This window comes from Geomonas anaerohicana (assembly GCF_016458305.1).
Classification (GTDB): Bacteria; Desulfobacterota; Desulfuromonadia; order Geobacterales; family Geobacteraceae; genus Geomonas; species Geomonas anaerohicana.
On the sequence record NZ_JAEMHL010000007.1, the window covers coordinates 152,747 to 171,766 of the forward strand.

At 57.8% G+C, this 19,020-nt stretch carries 17 protein-coding genes and 1 riboswitch; of the genes, 6 read left to right on the top strand and 11 right to left on the bottom strand.

Going from position 1 to position 19,020, the window contains the following annotated elements; translation table 11 throughout:
- Window positions 1-39 precede the first annotated feature (39 nt).
- Together JFN91_RS14260 and JFN91_RS14265 are read right to left on the bottom strand one after the other, a co-directional pair.
- Complete coding sequence (locus tag JFN91_RS14260; protein WP_199389854.1) at window positions 40-330, bottom strand: hypothetical protein; 291 nt, start codon at window positions 328-330, stop codon at window positions 40-42.
- A gap of 58 nt (window positions 331-388) precedes the next feature.
- A riboswitch (cyclic di-GMP riboswitch) is annotated at window positions 389-464 on the bottom strand.
- 67 nt (window positions 465-531) lie between these two features.
- Window positions 532-837, bottom strand: a complete 306-nt coding sequence (locus JFN91_RS14265; protein WP_199389855.1) for a hypothetical protein — start codon at window positions 835-837, stop codon at window positions 532-534.
- Window positions 838-1,825: 988 nt separating this feature from the next.
- On the opposite strand from JFN91_RS14265, the gene JFN91_RS14270 reads away from it, so the two are divergent.
- From JFN91_RS14270 to yjjJ, 3 genes are all read left to right on the top strand, one after another.
- Window positions 1,826-2,080 carry a DUF4160 domain-containing protein gene (locus tag JFN91_RS14270; RefSeq protein WP_268898709.1) on the top strand — a complete coding sequence of 85 codons (255 nt, stop codon included), beginning with the start codon at window positions 1,826-1,828 and terminating at the stop codon, window positions 2,078-2,080.
- Window positions 2,081-2,263: 183 nt separating this feature from the next.
- Window positions 2,264-2,578 (top strand): hypothetical protein, encoded by a 315-nt coding sequence (locus JFN91_RS14275; protein WP_236015154.1) that lies wholly within the window; start codon window positions 2,264-2,266, stop codon window positions 2,576-2,578.
- Between the two features lie 141 nt (window positions 2,579-2,719).
- Window positions 2,720-4,219 (top strand): type II toxin-antitoxin system HipA family toxin YjjJ, encoded by a 1,500-nt coding sequence (gene yjjJ / locus JFN91_RS14280; protein ID WP_199389857.1) that lies wholly within the window; start codon window positions 2,720-2,722, stop codon window positions 4,217-4,219.
- A 93-nt stretch (window positions 4,220-4,312) separates the two neighbouring features.
- Here yjjJ and ftsH read toward each other — a convergent pair whose 3' ends face one another.
- The 4 genes from ftsH to JFN91_RS14300 all read right to left on the bottom strand — a co-directional run bounded on the left by ftsH (window position 4,313) and on the right by JFN91_RS14300 (window position 8,063).
- On the bottom strand, window positions 4,313-6,238 hold the full coding sequence (ftsH, locus tag JFN91_RS14285; protein WP_199389858.1) for an ATP-dependent zinc metalloprotease FtsH: 1,926 nt from the start codon (window positions 6,236-6,238) through the stop codon (window positions 4,313-4,315).
- Between the two features lie 79 nt (window positions 6,239-6,317).
- Window positions 6,318-6,806, bottom strand: a complete 489-nt coding sequence (locus tag JFN91_RS14290) for an adenosine-specific kinase (protein WP_199389859.1) — start codon at window positions 6,804-6,806, stop codon at window positions 6,318-6,320.
- A gap of 92 nt (window positions 6,807-6,898) precedes the next feature.
- Entirely contained in the window at window positions 6,899-7,309 is a 411-nt protein-coding gene (locus tag JFN91_RS14295) for a hypothetical protein (RefSeq protein ID WP_199389860.1), read from the bottom strand.
- A 79-nt stretch (window positions 7,310-7,388) separates the two neighbouring features.
- A complete protein-coding gene (locus JFN91_RS14300) occupies window positions 7,389-8,063 on the bottom strand; it encodes a DUF6639 family protein (protein ID WP_199389861.1) in 675 nt (224 codons plus the stop codon).
- A 358-nt stretch (window positions 8,064-8,421) separates the two neighbouring features.
- On the opposite strand from JFN91_RS14300, the gene JFN91_RS14305 reads away from it, so the two are divergent.
- The gene (locus JFN91_RS14305) at window positions 8,422-10,311 is read left to right on the top strand and encodes a UvrD-helicase domain-containing protein (protein ID WP_199389862.1); all 1,890 of its coding nucleotides are present in this window, start codon (window positions 8,422-8,424) and stop codon (window positions 10,309-10,311) included.
- A 686-nt stretch (window positions 10,312-10,997) separates the two neighbouring features.
- Here the strand turns inward: JFN91_RS14305 and JFN91_RS14310 are convergent.
- From JFN91_RS14310 to JFN91_RS14320, 3 genes are all read right to left on the bottom strand, one after another.
- Window positions 10,998-11,363, bottom strand: coding sequence for a hypothetical protein (locus JFN91_RS14310; RefSeq protein WP_199389863.1), 366 nt, complete (start codon window positions 11,361-11,363; stop codon window positions 10,998-11,000).
- 219 nt (window positions 11,364-11,582) lie between these two features.
- Window positions 11,583-14,972, bottom strand: coding sequence for an HYR domain-containing protein (locus JFN91_RS14315; RefSeq protein WP_199389864.1), 3,390 nt, complete (start codon window positions 14,970-14,972; stop codon window positions 11,583-11,585).
- Window positions 14,973-15,026: 54 nt separating this feature from the next.
- The gene (locus JFN91_RS14320) at window positions 15,027-15,344 is read right to left on the bottom strand and encodes a PilZ domain-containing protein (RefSeq protein WP_199389865.1); all 318 of its coding nucleotides are present in this window, start codon (window positions 15,342-15,344) and stop codon (window positions 15,027-15,029) included.
- 354 nt (window positions 15,345-15,698) lie between these two features.
- Between JFN91_RS14320 and JFN91_RS14325 the strand changes: the two genes are divergently transcribed.
- Window positions 15,699-16,394 (top strand): helix-turn-helix domain-containing protein, encoded by a 696-nt coding sequence (locus JFN91_RS14325; protein ID WP_199389866.1) that lies wholly within the window; start codon window positions 15,699-15,701, stop codon window positions 16,392-16,394.
- A 68-nt stretch (window positions 16,395-16,462) separates the two neighbouring features.
- Here JFN91_RS14325 and JFN91_RS14330 read toward each other — a convergent pair whose 3' ends face one another.
- Window positions 16,463-16,774, bottom strand: a complete 312-nt coding sequence (locus JFN91_RS14330) for a hypothetical protein (protein WP_199389867.1) — start codon at window positions 16,772-16,774, stop codon at window positions 16,463-16,465.
- A gap of 177 nt (window positions 16,775-16,951) precedes the next feature.
- On the opposite strand from JFN91_RS14330, the gene JFN91_RS14335 reads away from it, so the two are divergent.
- Window positions 16,952-17,512 (top strand): YcbK family protein, encoded by a 561-nt coding sequence (locus JFN91_RS14335; protein WP_199389868.1) that lies wholly within the window; start codon window positions 16,952-16,954, stop codon window positions 17,510-17,512.
- Between the two features lie 136 nt (window positions 17,513-17,648).
- Here JFN91_RS14335 and nhaD read toward each other — a convergent pair whose 3' ends face one another.
- The gene (gene nhaD / locus JFN91_RS14340; protein ID WP_199389869.1) at window positions 17,649-18,932 is read right to left on the bottom strand and encodes a sodium:proton antiporter NhaD; all 1,284 of its coding nucleotides are present in this window, start codon (window positions 18,930-18,932) and stop codon (window positions 17,649-17,651) included.
- Between the last annotated feature and the right edge of the window lie 88 nt (window positions 18,933-19,020).

Sequence of the window (19,020 nt, forward strand, 5' to 3'; positions counted from 1 at the left end):
AGGTCATTCGACGGGATTGATGACCCACCTGATCTGAGACTACTCCGGTATTCCATCTTCAACTGCATTGGCCCGTACAATCATCTTTTCTTTAAAGCGTGCATCGCTTTGCATCCTCATCCTGAAATTCGACGACGCTAGAGCCATCCTTGAATCCACCAGAAAATTATAATATTCCTCCTCGAGCTCATGGCCAGGTATGATGATGCGGTATTTCTGGTGCTGTTGCTGCGAGTCGGCCACCTTGCTCACAACGCAGTGTGGGTATCTCTTCGATATTGTTTGTATTCCATCCTTGCCGATTAACAATGTATCTATAATTGCACCCATGTTTGACCCTTCTCCGTTTTGAGATAAAAACGCCGGGTACCGAAAGTGTTCATGATATTTCGGCGACCCGGCTGTCTCTGAGAGACCCATTGGTTTTCCGTCCCAGCCTCGCGGTTGGTTTAATATTATCCATCTCTATGAAGGGTGCATGAAAGAAAGCACCTGATAGCATGACCTGCGGTGGAATCGCCATTATTAACGTCAGTTGCAACTGTCAAATTCGCGCTCTCTTTCAGAAAGAGCGACGAGTATGTTCCCGATATGCTCCATAAGCTCGTTGACATTCTCGCTTCTGCCATCATGACGCAGAGCTCGGACTTCGAGGTGGAGTTGGTCAAAGGCGTCTTTGCTGCAGACCCCTCTGACATCCTCAGTCAGGTCCTGGTTCAGCATCACCCTCAGCAACTGCATGAATTGAATTTCCAGCCGTAGTTTTTTCACCGCAGAGATGTTGCTTTCTTTCAATAGCTGCATGCACTGCTTGATCACCTGGTATTGTGGACTCATAACACCTCCTTATAGGCTACAGCTATTAATAAACCGCTGTTGCAACTACGCGCCTACCAACTCCTTTGCTCAGCCTGATGCCTTTGCCCATCTGTAACCACCTTGTCAACTCTACAATGTTTACATTTGTGTCATCAAATGTAAATAAGGTCTAATCAGTAATTGCTGTAATGCTGCCACTATTGGACGTGGACAGAGTATTTCCCCGAAATCTTTGAGAGAAAAACTCGCTTACTAAGAGAAACTCTGAGGTTTGCGATACGGGATTGTGGTGTATTTCATGGGGGAAAAGTGCAAAAGTCACGGCTTCCTAAAGTTTAAGTGTTGGATTTGTGCCTGTTATGGGAGCGTCTAAGGAGCATCGCCCTTCGATGCTAGCTGCCGCCAGCGTGCCGGCTCGCTTTACAAAAATGACATAAAAGTTAAAATTCTCATATAGACTAAGGTGGACAGCTTCTCTATGACACTACGCGAAAAGGAGGCAACAATGACCTTAGCCGTTAGCAAGGAGACGCTTCTTAAGAGAGCTCGGCTCTATCCCGATGTAATCCACCTTCATCTGGACGACGCAAGACTATGCGTCAACTGTGACACCATCCACTCTGGGAGTTGCTGTCCCACCTGCGCCTCAACGAACTGTTTAGCGCTATCCTCCGTTATTGGCAGGATGTCTCACAATCTATATGCTCAAAGACAGGCGGAGCAGACGCGCAGGTATATCAGAGAAACGGCTAAGGTTACTTGTGGAAAGACAAAAAGTGTGCAAGCACAAGAGGTCGGATGGCCACATTTCCTGCACCTGTTAAGTTGGTTGCGATGACCAGGTTGCAGTGTAGCGCTCACCGACAGAGGATTTAACGTTTAGGAAGGGAGAGCGGGCTATGGAAGAGAGACCGGCTTCACTAACCAATGCCGGGCGCAGTGTCGCAGCGTCGTTGCCGGTCTTTTTTCAACACTTGACCTGAATCCAAAAATGCCCATCATCTCGATGTTTTTCGGCATCATTGTCTACATGTTCTCTCACGAGGGAAAGGGGTCCTCTCCACCGCACGTGCACGCCTCATATGGAGATGACAATGCCATTTTTTCAATCCAAGACGGTATGCTCCTAGACGGTAAATTACCTGAAAACAAACAAATACTTGTTCAGGCGTGGATAGAGATTCACAAGGAAGACCTCCAGGCAGACTGGCGTTTGGCCGTCTCAGGGCAGACGCCTCTGCCAATCAAGCCACTTGACTGACCCCACCGGCACGGCTGGAGAGAGGTGTGGAAGAAAGTGCTTGAAAGAGATGCTGAATCTGGGTATATCTACTCCGCGTTGAGCGTGCGAGATGGGCGATGACGGCCTGTCTCGCATATTACGGTTACAAGGCACTTACGGGGTTTCCTGTGGGTGCTTTTTTATGTTTCGGCTGGAGAGTGGATGGAAATTGTACAACAGGATATTAAGCGGCTGGACAGGGTCCGTGAGGCGATTGAGCGCTACGCTGTCGACCGCCTGCAGACCATCGGCAGACATGAGGCGTACACGAAGGAACTGGAACAGCAGCGATTAAACTCCGTAGACTGGCGCGAGAAGAATGACCTAGTGGAGAAACTGATCGAGCACGGACACCACTCCCCGCGCAAATATCTTCATGAATTCACCCAGCAGGCCTCTCCCTACTTCGGCATCCTCGGCATTCAAGAAGTCCCGAGAAGTCCCGGGTCAGGCTTGCAAAGTTGCAATCTCTCCTGATCTATATGCCAAGGAGCCAAGGGGGCGGGTATAAGAATATAGTTTCAGTACAGACATGGGAAGCCCGTGATGTGAGTTCGGCGGAGAAGGGTAAAAAGACAAGAGGACACGTGAGAATATAACTTCCTGAGCGAGGAAGTTATGATCTCTGTGTCCTCTTGTCTTGGGGCTGCTATTCATGATTGTGGAGCTTGCTGGCGTTATGCATTGAAAATACGCGGGAAATCTGTTAAGAATGGATTCGCTAATCTATTCACGAATCCATTCACAACATGGGGCATCATGTCCCGCGCGCAAGCTGATAACGAAGCGAGACTCCTGGCGTATCTCGCTACCGGCGTTCGTACCTCTGAAGACATTCAAGAGCGACTCAATCTAAGCCAGCCTTCTGTCTCGCGCCTTATCTCACGGGTATCCGAACAGGTCGTGATCATCGGTAACGCGCGCACAAGACGCTATACCATCAGACGCGACCTTAGAGGCCTCGGGGGGGAGTTTCCTGTTTTTCGCGTGGACGAAGACGGGAACGCCTCTTTCATTGGGGCGTTAAGCGCGATAGGGCATGACGAGTATCTGTGGCAGCCGAAAGGTGATGGTGCTGTCCAATACAAAAGCCTGCCATGGTTCCTGTCGGATCTGCAACCGGACGGCTTTACTGGGCGAGCTTTTGTTCGACGCCTGTCTGAAACTCTCTCTCTGCCGTTGCGCATATTCGATTGGACCGATGACCACGTGCTCGTTGCTCTTGCCTACCTTGGCGAGGACTTGATGGGCAACTTGATTATCGGCCAGCAGTCTCTGGACCGGTACTTCAGCCAGTCACATGAGAGATCCGATCTCATTACCCACGATGAATTAGTAACAGCCTATCCGACGATGGCGAAGAACGCCATGGAGGGCCAGCCGGTCGGGTCGTCTGCGGGGGGGGAGCAGCCCAAATTCACCGTGAGGGTGGATAGGGGAGGGGAGATCGAGAATCTCCTCGTGAAATTCTCCCCTCCCGTTCATTCCGTCGAAGGACGCCGCTGGGCGGACCTTTTAATCTGCGAGCACATCGCCCTCGACATCGTCGGGGAAGTGGGGATAGCCGCTGTCAAGACTTCCCTGGTAGTGGCTGAGGATAGGGTTTTCCTCGAGGTGACCAGGTTTGACAGGGTAGGACGATGCGGCCGGTTGCCGATGATTTCCCTGCGCGCTATCGACAATGAATTCTACGGGCGGCAAGACAACTGGGTTGCTGCTGCTGATAGAATGGAAGCCGACGGCAGGTTGACCAGTGACGACGCTCGCAATCTCAGATGGCTGTGGGTATTCGGTGATCTCATAGCCAACACCGACAAGCATTTTGGCAACGTGTCTCTCGCTTCCGTTTCTGCCGACCGCTTTACGCTGAGACCTGCCTATGACATGCTTCCCATGCTCTACCGCCCCATGGATGGGGCAGCGCCAGAGCTCACCTTTAAGCCACCCGTCTTCTCGACGCAGGCCGCCAACCAATGGGATTCGGCCCTGACCGCGGCGGCCACCTTCTGGGAGCGGGCCGCGGCGGATAACAGGATCTCAGAAAGGTTCAGGCAAATCTGTGATGACAATCTGGCCATCGTTCGCAGCCTCGAAAAGGGACCACGGCTGATCCCTTAGCGGCGGTAGGGGACCGGTGCAGACGTCGGTGAAGAAAGAGGTGGAGGGGCCGCTGAGTAATCAGGGGTTAGCTGGTAACAGCTAAACCCTTTTTTATTGGCGTGTCCCATCGTGGCAGGGCGGACCATGCTCGAGCAGGTTCGCCTGCGGGAAGGAGTCCCGCAGTATCCGCTCCACATCCGCCTTTTCGAGAACCTCTTCCTGCAACAGCGCCCCTGCCAGGGCATCAAGGGTATGCCTTCTGTCTTTTAGTATCCTGGTCGCCGTTGCCTCCGCTTCCCTTATGATCAGCTGGATCTCCTGGTCCATGACCCAGGCCATTTCCTCGCTGTAGCGTTTGGGTAGGGACAGTTCTCTGCCGAGGAAGGGGTGTTCTTCACCGCGGCCAAGGTTCATCGGGCCGACCTTGTCACTCATCCCCCACTGCGCAACCATCTTCTCGGCCAGCGCGGTTGCGTCTTTGAGGTCATTTTGCGCTCCGCTGCTGAACTCGGCATACACCATCTTTTCCGCAACCCTCCCCGCTAGGCTGATGCTCAGGCGATTCATCAGGTAGGAACGGGGATAATAGTGGCGATCTTCTCCTGGAAGGAGTTGCGTCACCCCCATCGCCATGCCGCGAGGAATGATGCTGACCTTGTAGATCGGATCTGCGCCCGGCAGTTCCCAGGCGACGAGGGCGTGGCCGGCCTCATGGTAGGCGGTTATCCGCTTTTCCTCGTCGCTGATGGTCAACTCCTTGACCGCCCCCATCAGGATGATGTCCTTGGCTTCGCTGAAGTCATGCGCGTCCACCTGCTCCTTCCCCTGCCTCAGGGCCACCAGCGCTGCTTCGTTGGCAAGGTTCTCCAGGTCCGCGCCGGTCATCCCCGGCGTCCCCTTGGCAAGGATTTCCAGATCCACATCCGCCGCCAGTTTCTTGCCGCGTACATGGATTTCCAGGATCGCCTTTCGTTCCTGCCAACCGGGCCGATCGATCACGATATGGCGGTCGAACCTCCCCGGCCTGAGCAGTGCAGGGTCCAGAACGTCGGGCCGGTTGGTCGCAGCCATGACGATAACCTCCTCGTGGGGGTCGAACCCGTCCATTTCGCTCAAAAGCTGATTCAAGGTCTGTTCCCTCTCGTCATGCCCGCCGCCGAGTCCCGTGCCACGGGTCCGGCCGACCGCGTCGATCTCGTCGATGAAGATGATACTCGGATGGGTGCTTTTGGCCTTCTTGAACATATCCCTGACGCGTGAGGCGCCGACCCCGACGAACATCTCGACAAACTCGGAAGCACTGATGCTGTAAAAGGGGACGGCCGCCTCACCTGCCGTAGCGCGGGCAATCAAGGTCTTTCCGGTCCCCGGTGGGCCGACCAGCAGTACTCCCTTGGGGACCTTCGCCCCGATCCTTTCGAATCGGGAGGGGTCCGTGAGAAACTCGATGGTCTCCTTCAGTTCGAGCTTAACGGTGTCCATGCCGGCAACATCATTGAAGGTCACGCTCGGCTTGTTGACGTCATAGAGCCTGGCCTTGCTTGCGCCGAAGGTAAAGAGCCCTCCGGCGCCCCCCTGTATCTGCTGGTTCCTTCTCAGGATCACTACCCAGACACCGATAATGAGCAGCCAGGGGAGCAGTGCAAGCACGGTCTGCCGCAGCGGACCTTGTTCCGCGGATTCGATGTTTATGGCGACTTTTTTTTCCTGCAACTGGACAAGCAGTCCCTCCCCCTGGAAGGAGGGAAGTATTGTCCTGAAAAATCTCACCTGCGCGGGCTTTCCCGCCTCTTGCAGCGGGAGGCTCACCTCGTTGCGCAATTCGCCGCTCACTGCTTCTTTCTTGATTACTACAGACCTGATATTCCCCGCGCTAAGCTGCTCCATGAACTGGCTGTAGTTGATTGGATGGCGCAGAGGGGCATTAAGGTTGAAAGTACTGTTCCATAAGGAAATTAGCAGGACAACGAACATGAACAGTGCGATCTTCCATAAAATCTGTGTGTCGGGGGGGAGGGCCTGCTTGGTGTCGTTCATGATCCACCCGTGTTTGAGGTGCACCTTCGGGATGCGCCCCCATGAGTTTGTCCGCTAATCCGCCACGCCTCGGAATTCTTCAGCGCTTGTAGCCTATACGCCGCAGCAGGTCGCGCCGTTCCTGCCGGTCCTCGTCCGTTTCCACACCTTTGGGCGGCAGCCCGTCGATGACCCCGAGGATACCCCACCCCTGAAGCGTCGAGGCAACGACGACCTGGAGCGGATTGGCCGTGGCACAGTAAATCCGGCACACCTCCGGGCAGTTTTTGATCTGGTTGAGCACGTTTATGGGGTAGGCATCGCGCAGCAGAACGCAGAAAACATGACCGGCGCCGATGGCCTTGAGCACCTGTACACATCCCTGAACCAGTTCTTCATCGTTCCCCTCAGTCCTGATCAGGCACGGACCGGATGCTTCGGTAAAGGCGACTCCGAAGCGTGCCTGCGGCACTGCCGTGGCAATGACTTCGTACAGGTCCTCGGCCGTCTTTATAAAGTGTGTCTGGCCTATGATTATGTTGGACCCTTCGGGATACTCGATCCTTACATCATGGATTTCCACGTTCATGGGTACCTCCTTTGGTTGACAAGGTAACCTGCGACCGTTGCAGAATACTAGCATCTCTCCCCCTCACGGGGCACTTCGCTTCATGGGCTTATCTAGTGAATATGGATCCGGTTGACGTCGGGCGCAGAGATTTGATAGGCTCCGACTCCCGTGTCTCCGTAGAAGACGGCGCCGGTGCGAATGCCGAGTTGGAGGCGAAGCCCGGATTTAAGCTGCAACTCCGCCGGCACCGTATCGCCACTGGCTGGGCCAAAGCCGACTTCTCTCAGGTCGTGGAAGTAGACGCTCATGACTCCGGCCCCTCGTTTCCCCTCGAGAAAAACCTTGCCGTCCATTGAAAACCTCGTCAATTCGACTTTCATTCCTGAGCGGTCGGTAACTTGTACCTTGATGTTCTCATCTGTTTTGGGCACCTCTCCCTCCGGTGCGCCTCCTAGGCTGGCCATGGCCGTTAACACGGCTGCTGTTAAAAGGACCAGCGCGGCTGTCATAAGGTTTCTCATACCGTCTCTCCTTTCCTTCGTCAAATTGGATGCAGCTTACACCAGGCCATGCTAGGAAAAAGGAACTTTCAGCAGAAAGCTAATCGTCTGGCAACCCCTTGAGTAACAACTCGCGGATGAATCCTGACCCGTTGCCTTGTCTGCAAAAGTGCAAGTAGGAATTCAATATGAACTTGGCCGGGTCCAGCATGTAGTAGATCAGCGAAATCTCTGCACTGCTTGCAAACCCTGATATCCCGGGGTAATTGGCTTTTATCTTGTCTTGCTCTGCTTCGGGAAGTGTTGAAAATTGAACCACGGAGGCAATGTATTCACTTGCGGCCCATGTCGGTACCCCAGTTGTGAATTCATTTTGCGCAGCAGCATGTGTGATTTCATGGATTACGACGCTGCGCCACATGGCCAGGGTCATCGGTATTCCGAAAAGTGGCGTCGTCTTATCTGCATCACACGCTGCTTCGTAATCCAGGAGCCGGATTTCGTTGTGGGTTGCGTTGTAGTATCCTAATGATCCATGCTGACCGTTTTTAGGCAATTTCCTGGACAGCCTTATGGTTAGGTTGTCGGGCAGGTTCAAGTCGAGCGATCTGAGAAAGGTGCCCCCAACTTGCACGGCCTCACAGACGACATCCGACATAGCTTTTGTTTCGGCAAGCACGGTGATCGTCGAATGCTGACAAAGGATGCGGCTGGGCTCCGCAAATAGAGGGGTTCCATACAGTACGAGGGCTACCAGCAGCAAACTGGTCTTCATTTTCCCTCCGTCAGGAACATCTCCACGCGGAAAGCACCCGGCTGTAACAGTGTCTTGAATGCCCTGACAGTATATCACTTTACGATGGCCGCGTGTCTTGACGCGACAAGTGGGGGAAAGTGACACGGATATGCCTCGAGCGGTATCGGATATGCTCGGTTTTCGGCCGGGGGAGGCGGATGATTGCGGCAGAAACACTGGTGGTTCGCTAGAAGAAAGTGCTTGAAACATTGCATGGATCTGGGTATATCTAGTCCGCGTTGAGCGTTTCGGGACGGACGGCTTGGCATATCTTGAGGTACAAGGCACTTACGGGGGCTCCTGTGGGTGCTTTTTTATGTTTGGATATGGGGAGTTGATGGAAATTGTACAACAGGAAATTGATCGTCTGGGCCGCGTGCATGAGGCGATCGAGCGCTACGCGGTCGACCGCCTGCAGACGATCGGGAGGCACGAGGCTTACACGAAGGAGTTGGAGCAGCAGCGCCTGGCTTCGGTTGACTGGCGCGAGAAGAACGACCTGGCGGAGAAACTGATCGAGCACGGGCACCACTCGCCGCGCAAATACCTGCACGAATTCACCCAACAGGCCTCTCCCTACTTCGGCATCCTCGGCATCCACGATAACGACCGCAGGATCGGCAAGAAGGAATACCTGATCGGCAACCAGACGCTCATGGACGGGCAGCGGGTAGTCATCATCGACTGGAGAAAGGCGGAGATCACCGGCCCCTTCTACGAGGGGTACGACATCGGCGAAGAGTACGAGCTCACCATACGCGGCGTCGAGAGGGAAGGGGTGATCACCCGCCGGGACAAGGTGACCATCAACAGGAAGGCCCTGAACCGCATCGAGACTCCCTCGGAAACCTACGAGCTGCGCGGGGACGCCTGGCACAAGAACGGCGGTGCCGTCGAGTCCACCGCCGACACCAAGGAGCGGGCCGAGGATCACCGCATGGTGGATTCCATCGCGGCACTGATCTCCCCTGAACAGTTCCGGGCCATCACCAAGCTCAGGGACGGCGTGGTGGTCATTAATGGCGCGGCGGGAGCAGGCAAGACCACGGTCGCCCTGCACCGGCTCTCCTTTCTCATGTTCGACGCGCCCGAGAAGTACCGCCCGGAGCGGTGCATCGTGCTCATGTTCAACCGCGTCCTACGCGACTACGTCAAACAGAGCAGCGACACTCTCCTTGGCCCGGTCCGGGTCGATACCTACAGTGCCTGGTCCCTGACCGCGCTCGCCGCCCTCGGCGTGCATTCGCTGAAGACCGTCTTCGACGATCCCTTTGGCGCGCAGAAGAAGAGCAGCCGGGTTCCGGCCCTGCTGGCGAAGTACGTGAAGGAAACGACCAAGATCGAGCCGTTGACCGACCTGTGGCGCTTCCTCATGCAGGACTACGTCGTCGCGGCCCTCTGCACGGATTCCGGTGCCGAGTTCCAGCAGGTGGCCCAGAGGAAGTTCGCGGCGAAGGAGCGGACGGTCTCGTTCTCCGATGTGAGCATCCTGCTCCGCCTGGCCCAACTGCGGCGCCCGGCCGGCGCCGTGGTCATCGGGGCCCTCAACGCCTACGACCACATCGTGGTCGATGAGGCACAGGATCTCTCGTCACTGGAACTGCGCACCATCGTGGCCGCCACCTCTGCGGCGCGCAGCATTACCATCTGTGCCGATGAAAAGCAGCAGATCCTCAGTTTCCTCGACTCGCAAGGGTTCTCCAGTGTCATGGCCCAGCTCCATTCACAGGGACTCGAGAAGGAGAATTTGACCGTCTCCTATCGCTGCCCGAAAGAGATCGTCGATCTGGCCGCCCAGGTGAGCGGGCGCAGCGCCGACACCACCAAGGCCCATTCCGGTGTGGTCGAGTTCCACCCCACCAGCAATGCCGCTCAGTCCATGACCAAGATTCGGGAGCTCGTGGAGGGACTTGAGCAGGCGGCGCCCACCTCGCTTACCGGGGTCATCTGCAAGAAGAAGGCTGATGTCAAAGCGCTCCACGCTGCGCTCGCTAGCGTGCCCGGTCTGCACGCGGAGGGAGAGGTCTCCTTTGCCCCCGGCGTTCAGGTCATCCATGCCCACGCCATCAAAGGTGTCGAGTTCACCAACGTCATCCTCTACAACCCCAGTTCCTACGACTACCGCCAGACCGGTCCCGACCGGAACCTTCTGTACGTCGCCATCACACGTGCCTGCAAGACCCTCCACATCGTCCACCACCAGCCACTGGCGCAGGGACTGCGGTAAGAAGCTTTTGTGGCATGCCGTGAGACCTTGATGGCATACCGACCATGCATGGATGGCATACCGACCATGGATGGGTGGCATACCGACCATGCATGAGTGGCATACCGACCATGGATGGGTGGCATACCGACCATGGATGGGTGGCATACCGACCATGGATGAGTGGCATACCGACCATGGATGGGTGGCATACCGACCATCCATGAGTGGCATACCGACCATGGATGGGTGGCATACCGACCATGCATGGATGGCATACCGACCATGGATGGGTGGCATACCGACCATGCATGGATGGCATACCGACCATGCATGGATGGCATACCGACCATGGATAGGTGGCATACCGACCATGCATGAGTGGAATACCGACCATGGATAGGTGGCATACCGACCATGCATGAGTGGCATACCGATCATGTATGGGTGGCATACCGATCATGTATGGGTGGTATGCCGATCACGGATGGGGGGCATGCCGTTAACCTTGAGGGCATACCGGTCATGGTTGGGTGATATGCTTTTGATGCATGCTGCTTGCGGGGATAAAGCAGATGGGGAATAGAGCGTAACTTGGCGGGAGACTAACGGAAATAAAAAAAATTCCCTCGAAGTGGTCACCGTGCTTCCACCCTCGAGGGAACGAGTCGACGTATTTATTTGTTGCTCATGCTTTCTGGTCAACTTTATGCCGGCGAAGGAGATTTCCTCTTCCTGGTGTAAGGGGTTACCACTTCCAGGCCCGCCTGCATCAGCGCCGGAATGTCGTCTTCAGTGGCAATTACCTGGAGATAAGCGGCGATCTTTTTGAAGATGTCGATCAGCTCCTTGAACGCCTTATTACGTAACACGATAGCCACCCGGTCGTAATTGACGGCAGCGTTGTACTTCTGGTCTGCGTCGTCGAGCAATTCTTTTACTCGACCGAGGGCGATGCCCTGGTCGGTTATGTTCCGGTACAAGGCCAGGCCGCTCAATCCGGTGTAGTATCTTTTGCAGTTACCGAGGAAGACAGCTGGTCTGCCTGCAAGGTCGAACTTTAGATGTAACATGGATACCTCCCGCGTTGGAAGATTGGTGTGCACTAATGCGTTGGCGTCATCACTATACCGGGCTCCTCCGAATTCCGCAACGCCTCCAGTGAAAAAAAATTGTTCATCGCTCCATCGGATGGAAAAGGTTGGCGACGAGAGGGTATCACGTGCTGCTGCTACAACAACAAAAGGAGGCGGGGAATTCCCCGCCTCCTTTTGTTCTGATGCTGGCCTTGCTTACTTCGCGAGCTTGATCGGGAAGGGGCCGGTCTTCTGGCCGGTGAGGTTGCTCTCGATGTAGACGTTGTACACGCCGGCGGAGAGACCGGTGGTCTTCCAGTTGAACTGCCAGGTGTTGGTCAGGCTGTCGTACTGGAGACCGCTTGCCCCTGCATCGTCAAGGGTGATCGCATCAGGGGAGTCGACGCCGTTGCTGACCTGGTAGATGGTGACGGCGGGCCGGGCACCGGCGCTCACGAGGACGGTCCCGGTGCTGTTGGTGAACTGCCACTTGAGCGGAATGGCGCTCTTGATCTTGTAGGCCTTGTTGGCATCGTACGGAGCCAAGAGGCCGTTGAAGCCGTACTGCACGTTCACGTCGAACTTCGCGCTGGAGGTGTTGCCGTGAGCGTCTTTGGCGCTGCAGGTGACAGTGGTGGTGCCGAGGGGGAGACTGCTGCCTGAGGCCGGGGAGCAGGTGACCGGGACGCTGCCATCGACCAGGTCCGTCGCGGTCGGCGCATACGTCGCGGACTGTCCGATGATCAAGGTGAGCCCCTTGGGCACGCCGTCGAGTTTCGGTGCCGTGGTGTCCTTCACGGTGATGGACTGGGTAGCGGTGCCGGTGTTGCCAGCGGCATCCTTGGCAGTCCAGGTCACAACGGTAGTCCCGATCGGGAAAGAGGCAGGCGCGTCGCTGGTCAGGCTGGTAACGCCTACCGCGTCGCTGGCCGTGGCGGCGCCGCTGCCGGCTGTCGCAAAGGCAATGCTGGTGCTGGGGCCGGTGGCCTCAATGGTAACTGCTGCAGGCGGAGTCACTACCGGTGCGGTGGTGTCCTTAACCGTTACCGACTGCTTCGCGGTGCTCGTGTTGCCGGCTTCGTCGCGCGCAGTCCAGGTGACCACGGTGGTCCCCACCGGGTAGAGGGCGGGTGCGTCGTTGGTGAGGCTCTTCACCCCGACGGCGTCGGTTGCGGTGGCTGTGCCGATGCTGACCGGCGACTGCGGCGCGGTCGCCTCGACCACTACTGCCGCGGGGGCTGTCAAGGCGGGTGCGGTGGTGTCCTGCACGGTGACGGACTGCTTGGCCTTCCCGGTGTTGCCGGCCGCATCACTGGCGGACCAAGTAACCACGGTGGTGCCGACCGGGTACAGGAGGGGGGCGTCGCTGGTGATCTCCTTGACCCCGACGGCGTCGGTTGCGGTGGCGGTGCCGATGGCGACCGGGGAGTTCGGGGCGGTCGCCTCGACCACAATGGCGGCCGGAGCGGTCACCACTGGCGCGGTGGTATCCTGTACGGTGATGGACTGTTTGGCAGTACCTTTGTTGCCGGCCTCGTCGCTTGCGGTCCATACGACCTCGGTGGTGCCGACCGGGTACAGCGCGGGTGCGTCACTGGTGATCTCTTTCACGCCGACGGCGTCGGTCGCGGTGGCTGTGCCGATGGTGACCGGGGAGAGTGGCGCGGTCGCCTCGACGAGGACCGCCGCGGGGGCGCTTACCACCGGGGCGGTGGTATCCTGCACGGTGACGGACTGCTTGGCATGGCCTACGTTGCCGGCCGCATCGCTGGCGGACCAGATGACCACGGTGGTGCCGACCGGGTACAGGAGGGGGGCGTCGCTGGTGATCTCCTTGACCCCGACGGCATCGGTTGCGGTGGCGGTGCCGAGGGCGACCGGGGAGTTGGGGGCGGTCGCCTCGACCACAATGGCGGCCGGAGCGGTCACCACTGGCGCGGTGGTATCCTGTACGGTGATGGACTGTTTGGCAGAACCTTTGTTGCCGGCCTCGTCGCTTGCGGTCCATACGACCTCGGTGGTGCCGACCGGGTACAGCGCGGGTGCGTCACTGGTGATCTCTTTCACGCCGACGGCGTCTGTCGCGGTGGCTGTGCCGATGGTGACCGGGGAGAGTGGCGCGGTCGCCTCGACGAGGACCGCCGCGGGGGCGGTTACCACCGGTGCGGTGGTATCCTGCACGGTGACGGACTGCTTGGCGTGGCCTGCGTTGCCGGCCGCATCGCTGGCGGACCAGGTGACCACGGTGGTGCCGACCGGGTACAGGAGGGGGGCGTCGCTGGTGATTTCCTTGACCCCGACGGCGTCGGTTGCGGTGGCGGTGCCGATGGCGACCGGCGACCGCGGCGCGGTGGCCTCGGCCACGACTGCGGCGGGAGCGGTCACCGCCGGTGCAGTCGTGTCCTGAACCTTGATGGAGAAGTTGCCGCTGGCGGCGTTCTTGGCCGCGTCGGAAACGCTGCAAGTGACGGTGGAGGTGCCCAGCGGGAACAAGGTGCCGGAGCCGGGGGTGCAGGCGACGGTGAGGTCGCCGTCGACGTTGTCCTTGGCGCCCGGCAGCGTGAAGCCGACCTCGGCGCCGGCAGCGGAGGTCGCTTCGGCGGTGATATCCGAGGGGAGGTTGGACAGCACCGGCGCGGTAATGTCGAGCACCTTCACGGAACACTGCTTGCTGTCGGTGAGGGCGCCGGCATCGGTGACCAGGAGCTTGAAGGTCATGGTGTCGTTGACGGAGTCGAGATACGGCGCTGCGAAGCTCAAGGTCTTGGCGGTCGCCTGGTCGTAGCTGGGCAGGGTGGCGTTGGGTGTGCCCAGCGACTGGCTCCAGTTGTAGCTTGCGATGCCGTTGTCGCTGTCAGAGGAACCGGAGCCGTTGAGGGTGATCTGTGCCCCTTCGTTCACCGTCTCGGGGCAGGAGAGGGCGGCCTTGGGAGGGTCGTTGACCCAGAGCACGTTGACGATCTGGTCGGTGCTGCTGGACAGGGAGCCGTCGGAAACGATCAGATGGAAGCTGAGCGAGGCGCCGTCGGGGAAAGGAACCTGGGCGGGTGCGGTAAAGGTCGCCTTGGCGCCGTCCGCCGTCAAGGTCACAGCGGGGCCCGTCAACTGGGACCACGTGTAGGTCAGGGGATTGCCGTCAGGATCGGAAGAGGAGCTGCCGTCGAGGGTGACCGTGGTCCCTTCGTACACCTGGCTCGGCGCGTAGGTCGCAGACGCCACCGGCGCACGGTTGGTGACCACGTTGGCGACGTTCACGTTGGTGGTGAGGCTCCTAGTCTGCAGGGGAGAACAGCCGGTGACCGTGAGCTTGAAGGTGAGGGTGGCGCCGGAGGGGCCGACCTCGGGGGCGGAGAAGGTCGGCTGTGCGGCTCTGGGATCGTTCAGGGTCACGGCCGGGCCTGCAGTCTGTTCCCAGAGGTAGGTCGCGGCGTCCTTGGACGGCTGCCCGTTCAGCTTCACCAGGGTGGGGACGCCGCTGGCAGACTTCTCGTCAACGCTCTGGTTATCTGGGGAAATGTGCGGCTCGACGTTGCAAGCCGGTGGTGCAGCCAGTACGGGCGATGCCATCAGCAACCAAACCATCACGGAAAGTAGTTCTCTTCTCATGTCCTGGTCCTCCTCCTCAGTAGTATCGACGTGCGCATCAGTGCAAAAGGTTGTTCAGACGGTTAAGCTAGCGGCAGCATCTCCCGCTGCGTCTACCAGATGTTTGGTTATGGCGACGGCGATGCCGAACCGGTCGGCCTCATGCTCGACCCGCACCACGTCTGCCTGGCAGCGCAGCCGCACCTTTTGCCCCTGGTTCTGGTGCTCCAGCAGCATCACCAGTTCCAGGCTCTCTCCCAAAGAGACCTGCTGGTCGGTGAAAAAGTAGAGGCCGCAGGCGCTGAAATCGCGGGTGATACCCATGCCCTGCTTGATCTCCAGCGGGATCTCCCCTTTGAACCGGACCGAGTTTCTTTCAGCGAAAGTTTTCATATAGTCACGTCCGAAACCCGCAGGCATAGTCGCTGGTAGTAGATGGTCTAGTGATACGCCAGAGTTTCAAAGAATTGAATATACTGGGGGGCATAATTATCTATTACTTTAGATATAGACGATGGGCTCTGAGGTAGGCAGAGACGCTCTGTTAGATTTGAACTTGCGCTCAATCCTTTTGTCACGGCGACCGATACTTAATCATATGTTGCGGGGACGATCCGGAATGGGCCTGTTACTGCCGCTGATCGGGCAGCGGTATGTCATCAAACAGACTCTAATTCGTGGGGGTAATTGTCTACAGCAATTTATATGAAAATTTGCTATAAAAGCTTCCCACGTGGAGGATGATTGATGACTATTGAAGAAGCTTTTGGCATTGTGATCCGCAGATTGAGGCGGGAGCGCAACCTCTCCCAGGACAAGCTGTCCATGTCCAGTTGCCTGGATCGCAAGTTCATCTCCAATATCGAAGGGGGGAAGCAGCAGCCAAGCCTGGTTTCCATCTTCGCCCTCGCCAGTGCCCTCAACACTTCCGCTTCCAGCATTATCTACGAGACGGAATTCATTCTGAAGATCAACACGCCTGATCGGCTGAGGAACGAGGGTTCCAAGATAGATTGGATCAGTAGCATGGAGATCATGATGAACAAGATCAACAACAGTTACCAGGGGTCGGAGACCATCCTGATCGTGGATGACGAGAAGCAGCTCCGCGAGATGCTGTCCGACTTTCTGGCCAGCTACGGTTACAAGGTCATTACCGCCGAAGACGGACAGGATGCCATCGAGAAATATACTGAGAACGGTCCCATCCACCTGGTGGTCCTGGACGTGGTGATGCCGCGCAAGGACGGCATCAGCTGCTTCAAGGAGATCAAGAAGGTGAACCCGAAGGCTAAGGCGGTTTTTATGAGCGGTTACCGGCCGGACCACCTGCAGGCGAAGGAGGATTTCCACCTGATCCAGAAACCTTTCTCGCCGGTCGAGATGATCAAGGCGATCAGGAGCGCACTGGAGTCGGACTCGGAGCAGACCACCGAGCTGTGAGGGAGAGCACGGCAAAACGAAGACAGTTAAGGGGAAGGGGAGTTCATACTGAACTCCCCTTTTCGCGTCTAGGGGTGCTGGTAGAACAGGCTGAGCAGCCACGCGGTGGCCAGTGTCGAGGCGAACCAGACCAGCGCCCGCGGCGTGATGTCCTTGGGGATGTCGATGTAGGGGCGCTCCCCGCGCAGGGACTGAATCTTGTACTCGATGCTCTGCTTGCCGTGCACGAAGACCGCAATGGAGACCGGGAACCAGATGGCGCCGGTTATGGTGCAGAGGGCGCTTACCGGGCCGGTGAGGTGTTCTCCGGTGGAGAGCATCAGGGCCAGGGTCATCCCGGAGAGCAGCGACGAAGTCTTGGTGGCGTAGGGTATTTTCATGGCCAGTCCCCCTGCAGTTGGGAGGGTGGGTGCCGACGAAGAGAGGAAATCATACCGCGCCACATTAGCAAGTTAGAGAATCGTTGCGGGCACGCCGCGGTTGACAGGGAAGGAGGCTTTGTGGTAGCAAGGGGTAGCCGTGTTTGCCGGCTAACTCTTTGATTTGTAGGAGTTTATGTGAAAGATAAAATATTGTGCCGCAGGATGTTTCTTAAGTCCTCGGCTTTTTTCGCAGCCACGGTCCTGGGGGCAAAATCGGCCTTTGCCAAATTAATGGAAGGGGGGGGGGTGCCGGAAGGGAAGCTCTCCCTTTACAACGTGAACTGCAAGGAAAGGCTCACCGTCACCTACCGTAACAGCGTGGGCGAGTACTGCGACGAGGCGCTCCAGGCTCTCAACTGGATCTTCCGCTGCCATCATACCAACGAAACCACCGCCATGGACCTGCGCGTGCTCGAGTACCTGAACCGGCTGGACAACTCCCTGGGCGGGGACAACGAGATCCACATCATCTCCGGCTACCGCTCCCCCGAGTACAATGCCCGCCTGCGCAGCCGGTCGGCAGGGGTGGCCAAGGACAGTCTGCACATGAAGGGGATGGCCATCGACCTCGCCATCCCGCGCGTCGGGCTGGACCGCATCAGGCGCACCGCCATCGCCCTCGCCGCCGGAGGGGTAGGTTACTACCCCCAGTCCGGCTTCGTCCACATCGACTCCGGCCTGTTCAGGAGCTGGTAGACCTGCCAGTCTCGGGCTGGCCGTATATATTTAACAGGAATCTGAGCAGGACGTGGAATGCGTGGCACCGGTTTTAATGCGACGAAACTGAGGTTGGTTATGGGAAGGATGATCTTCAACCAGCCACGCCGTGGGATCAGCCGAAGAGCCTTGTCTGCAGCAGGTAGACGCCGATGCCGCCGAAGTAGCCGAGCAGTGCCAGACCGCTGATCCGCTTCACGTACCAGAAGAAATGCAGATTCTCCAGTCCCATGGCCGCGACCCCCGCGGCCGAGCCGATCACCAGGATCGAGCCTCCCGTTCCCGCGCAATAGGCCATGAACTCCCAGAGGAAGCTGTCCGCCGGATGCTGCGCCAGGTTGTACATCCCCATGCTGGCCGCGACCAGGGGGACGTTGTCCACGATGGCGCTTACGAGCCCGATGAGGGTCACGATCAGGTCCAGGCGACCGACGGCCCGGTCCAGCCAGGAGGCGATTGCCACCAGGATGTGGGTGTGCTCCAGAGTGGCCACCGCGAGCAGGATGCCGATGAAGAAGACGATGGAACTCATGTCGATCTTCTCCAGTGCGTGGGCGAGGGTGAAGTGCCGTTTGTCCATCTCCTCCTTGTTGCGGTGCACCAGGTCGCCGGCGAGCCAGAGCAGGCCGAGCCCCAGTAGGATTCCCATGAAAGGGGGGAGGTGGGTGACCATCTTAAATAGCGGCACGCTCACCAGGATGCCGATGCCGAGAAAGAACATGAGATTGCGCTCGAAAAGGGTCGTTTGCGGCAGGTCCCCGTTTTCCTGACGCGCCGGGGCCAGCACCTCGCGGTCTTTCAGCTGGTAGGCAACGACAGCCAGCGGCAGCAGGAGGTTCACCAGGGAAGGGGCAAGTACACCTTTCATGATCTCAAGGGGGGTAATCTGGCCGCCTATCCAGAGCATGGTAGTGGTGACGTCGCCGATGGGAGTCCAGGCGCCACCGGCATTGGCGGCGATGACGATGAGACCGGCGAAGAAGAGGCGGTCCTCCTGGCGGTCCAGGAGCTTCTTCATCAACGAGATCATGACGATGGTGGTGGTGAGGTTGTCGAGGACAGCGCTCAGGAAGAAGGTGACAAAGCCGACCAGCCACATCAACGAAGAGAGTTTGCGGGTCTTGATGTGGGCCGTGATCACCTCGAAACCGTTGTGGGCGTCCACGACTTCCACGATGGTCATGGCGCCGATCAGGAAGAAGACGATCTGTGCCGTAGCGGCCAGCGATTCGTTCAACTGATGCACGACGAGGTGGCTGTCGGGACCCCAAAGGGCGTACACGGACCAGAGCAGCCCAGCGCCAAGCAGTGCCGACGAGGATTTGTTGATCCTGATGGGGTGCTCCAAGGCAATGGCAGCATAGGCAACGAGAAAAATAGCAATGAGCAGTGATGTCATGTCCGTGGTTTCCTGTCAGTGACATTAAGGTGAACTTGGCATAAATAGCCCAACTGCAGCGCAGGGTAAAGGATTTTCGAACGCTACG

Bases quoted from the DNA above. Each gene is read 5' to 3' on its own strand.
- JFN91_RS14295 (WP_199389860.1), bottom strand. From the start codon at position 7,309: ATGAGAAACCTTATGACAGCCGCGCTGGTCCTTTTAACAGCAGCCGTG.
- JFN91_RS14320 (WP_199389865.1), bottom strand. From the start codon at position 15,344: ATGAAAACTTTCGCTGAAAGAAACTCGGTCCGGTTCAAAGGGGAGATC.
- JFN91_RS14310 (WP_199389863.1), bottom strand. From the start codon at position 11,363: ATGTTACATCTAAAGTTCGACCTTGCAGGCAGACCAGCTGTCTTCCTC.
- JFN91_RS14300 (WP_199389861.1), bottom strand. From the start codon at position 8,063: ATGAAGACCAGTTTGCTGCTGGTAGCCCTCGTACTGTATGGAACCCCT.
- JFN91_RS14260 (WP_199389854.1), bottom strand. From the start codon at position 330: ATGGGTGCAATTATAGATACATTGTTAATCGGCAAGGATGGAATACAA.
- ftsH (WP_199389858.1), bottom strand. From the start codon at position 6,238: ATGAACGACACCAAGCAGGCCCTCCCCCCCGACACACAGATTTTATGG.
- nhaD (WP_199389869.1), bottom strand. From the start codon at position 18,932: ATGACATCACTGCTCATTGCTATTTTTCTCGTTGCCTATGCTGCCATT.
- yjjJ (WP_199389857.1), top strand. From the start codon at position 2,720: ATGATCTCTGTGTCCTCTTGTCTTGGGGCTGCTATTCATGATTGTGGA.
- JFN91_RS14315 (WP_199389864.1), bottom strand. From the start codon at position 14,972: ATGAGAAGAGAACTACTTTCCGTGATGGTTTGGTTGCTGATGGCATCG.
- JFN91_RS14330 (WP_199389867.1), bottom strand. From the start codon at position 16,774: ATGAAAATACCCTACGCCACCAAGACTTCGTCGCTGCTCTCCGGGATG.
- JFN91_RS14290 (WP_199389859.1), bottom strand. From the start codon at position 6,806: ATGAACGTGGAAATCCATGATGTAAGGATCGAGTATCCCGAAGGGTCC.
- JFN91_RS14305 (WP_199389862.1), top strand. From the start codon at position 8,422: ATGGAAATTGTACAACAGGAAATTGATCGTCTGGGCCGCGTGCATGAG.
- JFN91_RS14270 (WP_268898709.1), top strand. From the start codon at position 1,826: ATGTTTTTCGGCATCATTGTCTACATGTTCTCTCACGAGGGAAAGGGG.
- JFN91_RS14275 (WP_236015154.1), top strand. From the start codon at position 2,264: ATGGAAATTGTACAACAGGATATTAAGCGGCTGGACAGGGTCCGTGAG.
- JFN91_RS14265 (WP_199389855.1), bottom strand. From the start codon at position 837: ATGAGTCCACAATACCAGGTGATCAAGCAGTGCATGCAGCTATTGAAA.
- JFN91_RS14325 (WP_199389866.1), top strand. From the start codon at position 15,699: ATGACTATTGAAGAAGCTTTTGGCATTGTGATCCGCAGATTGAGGCGG.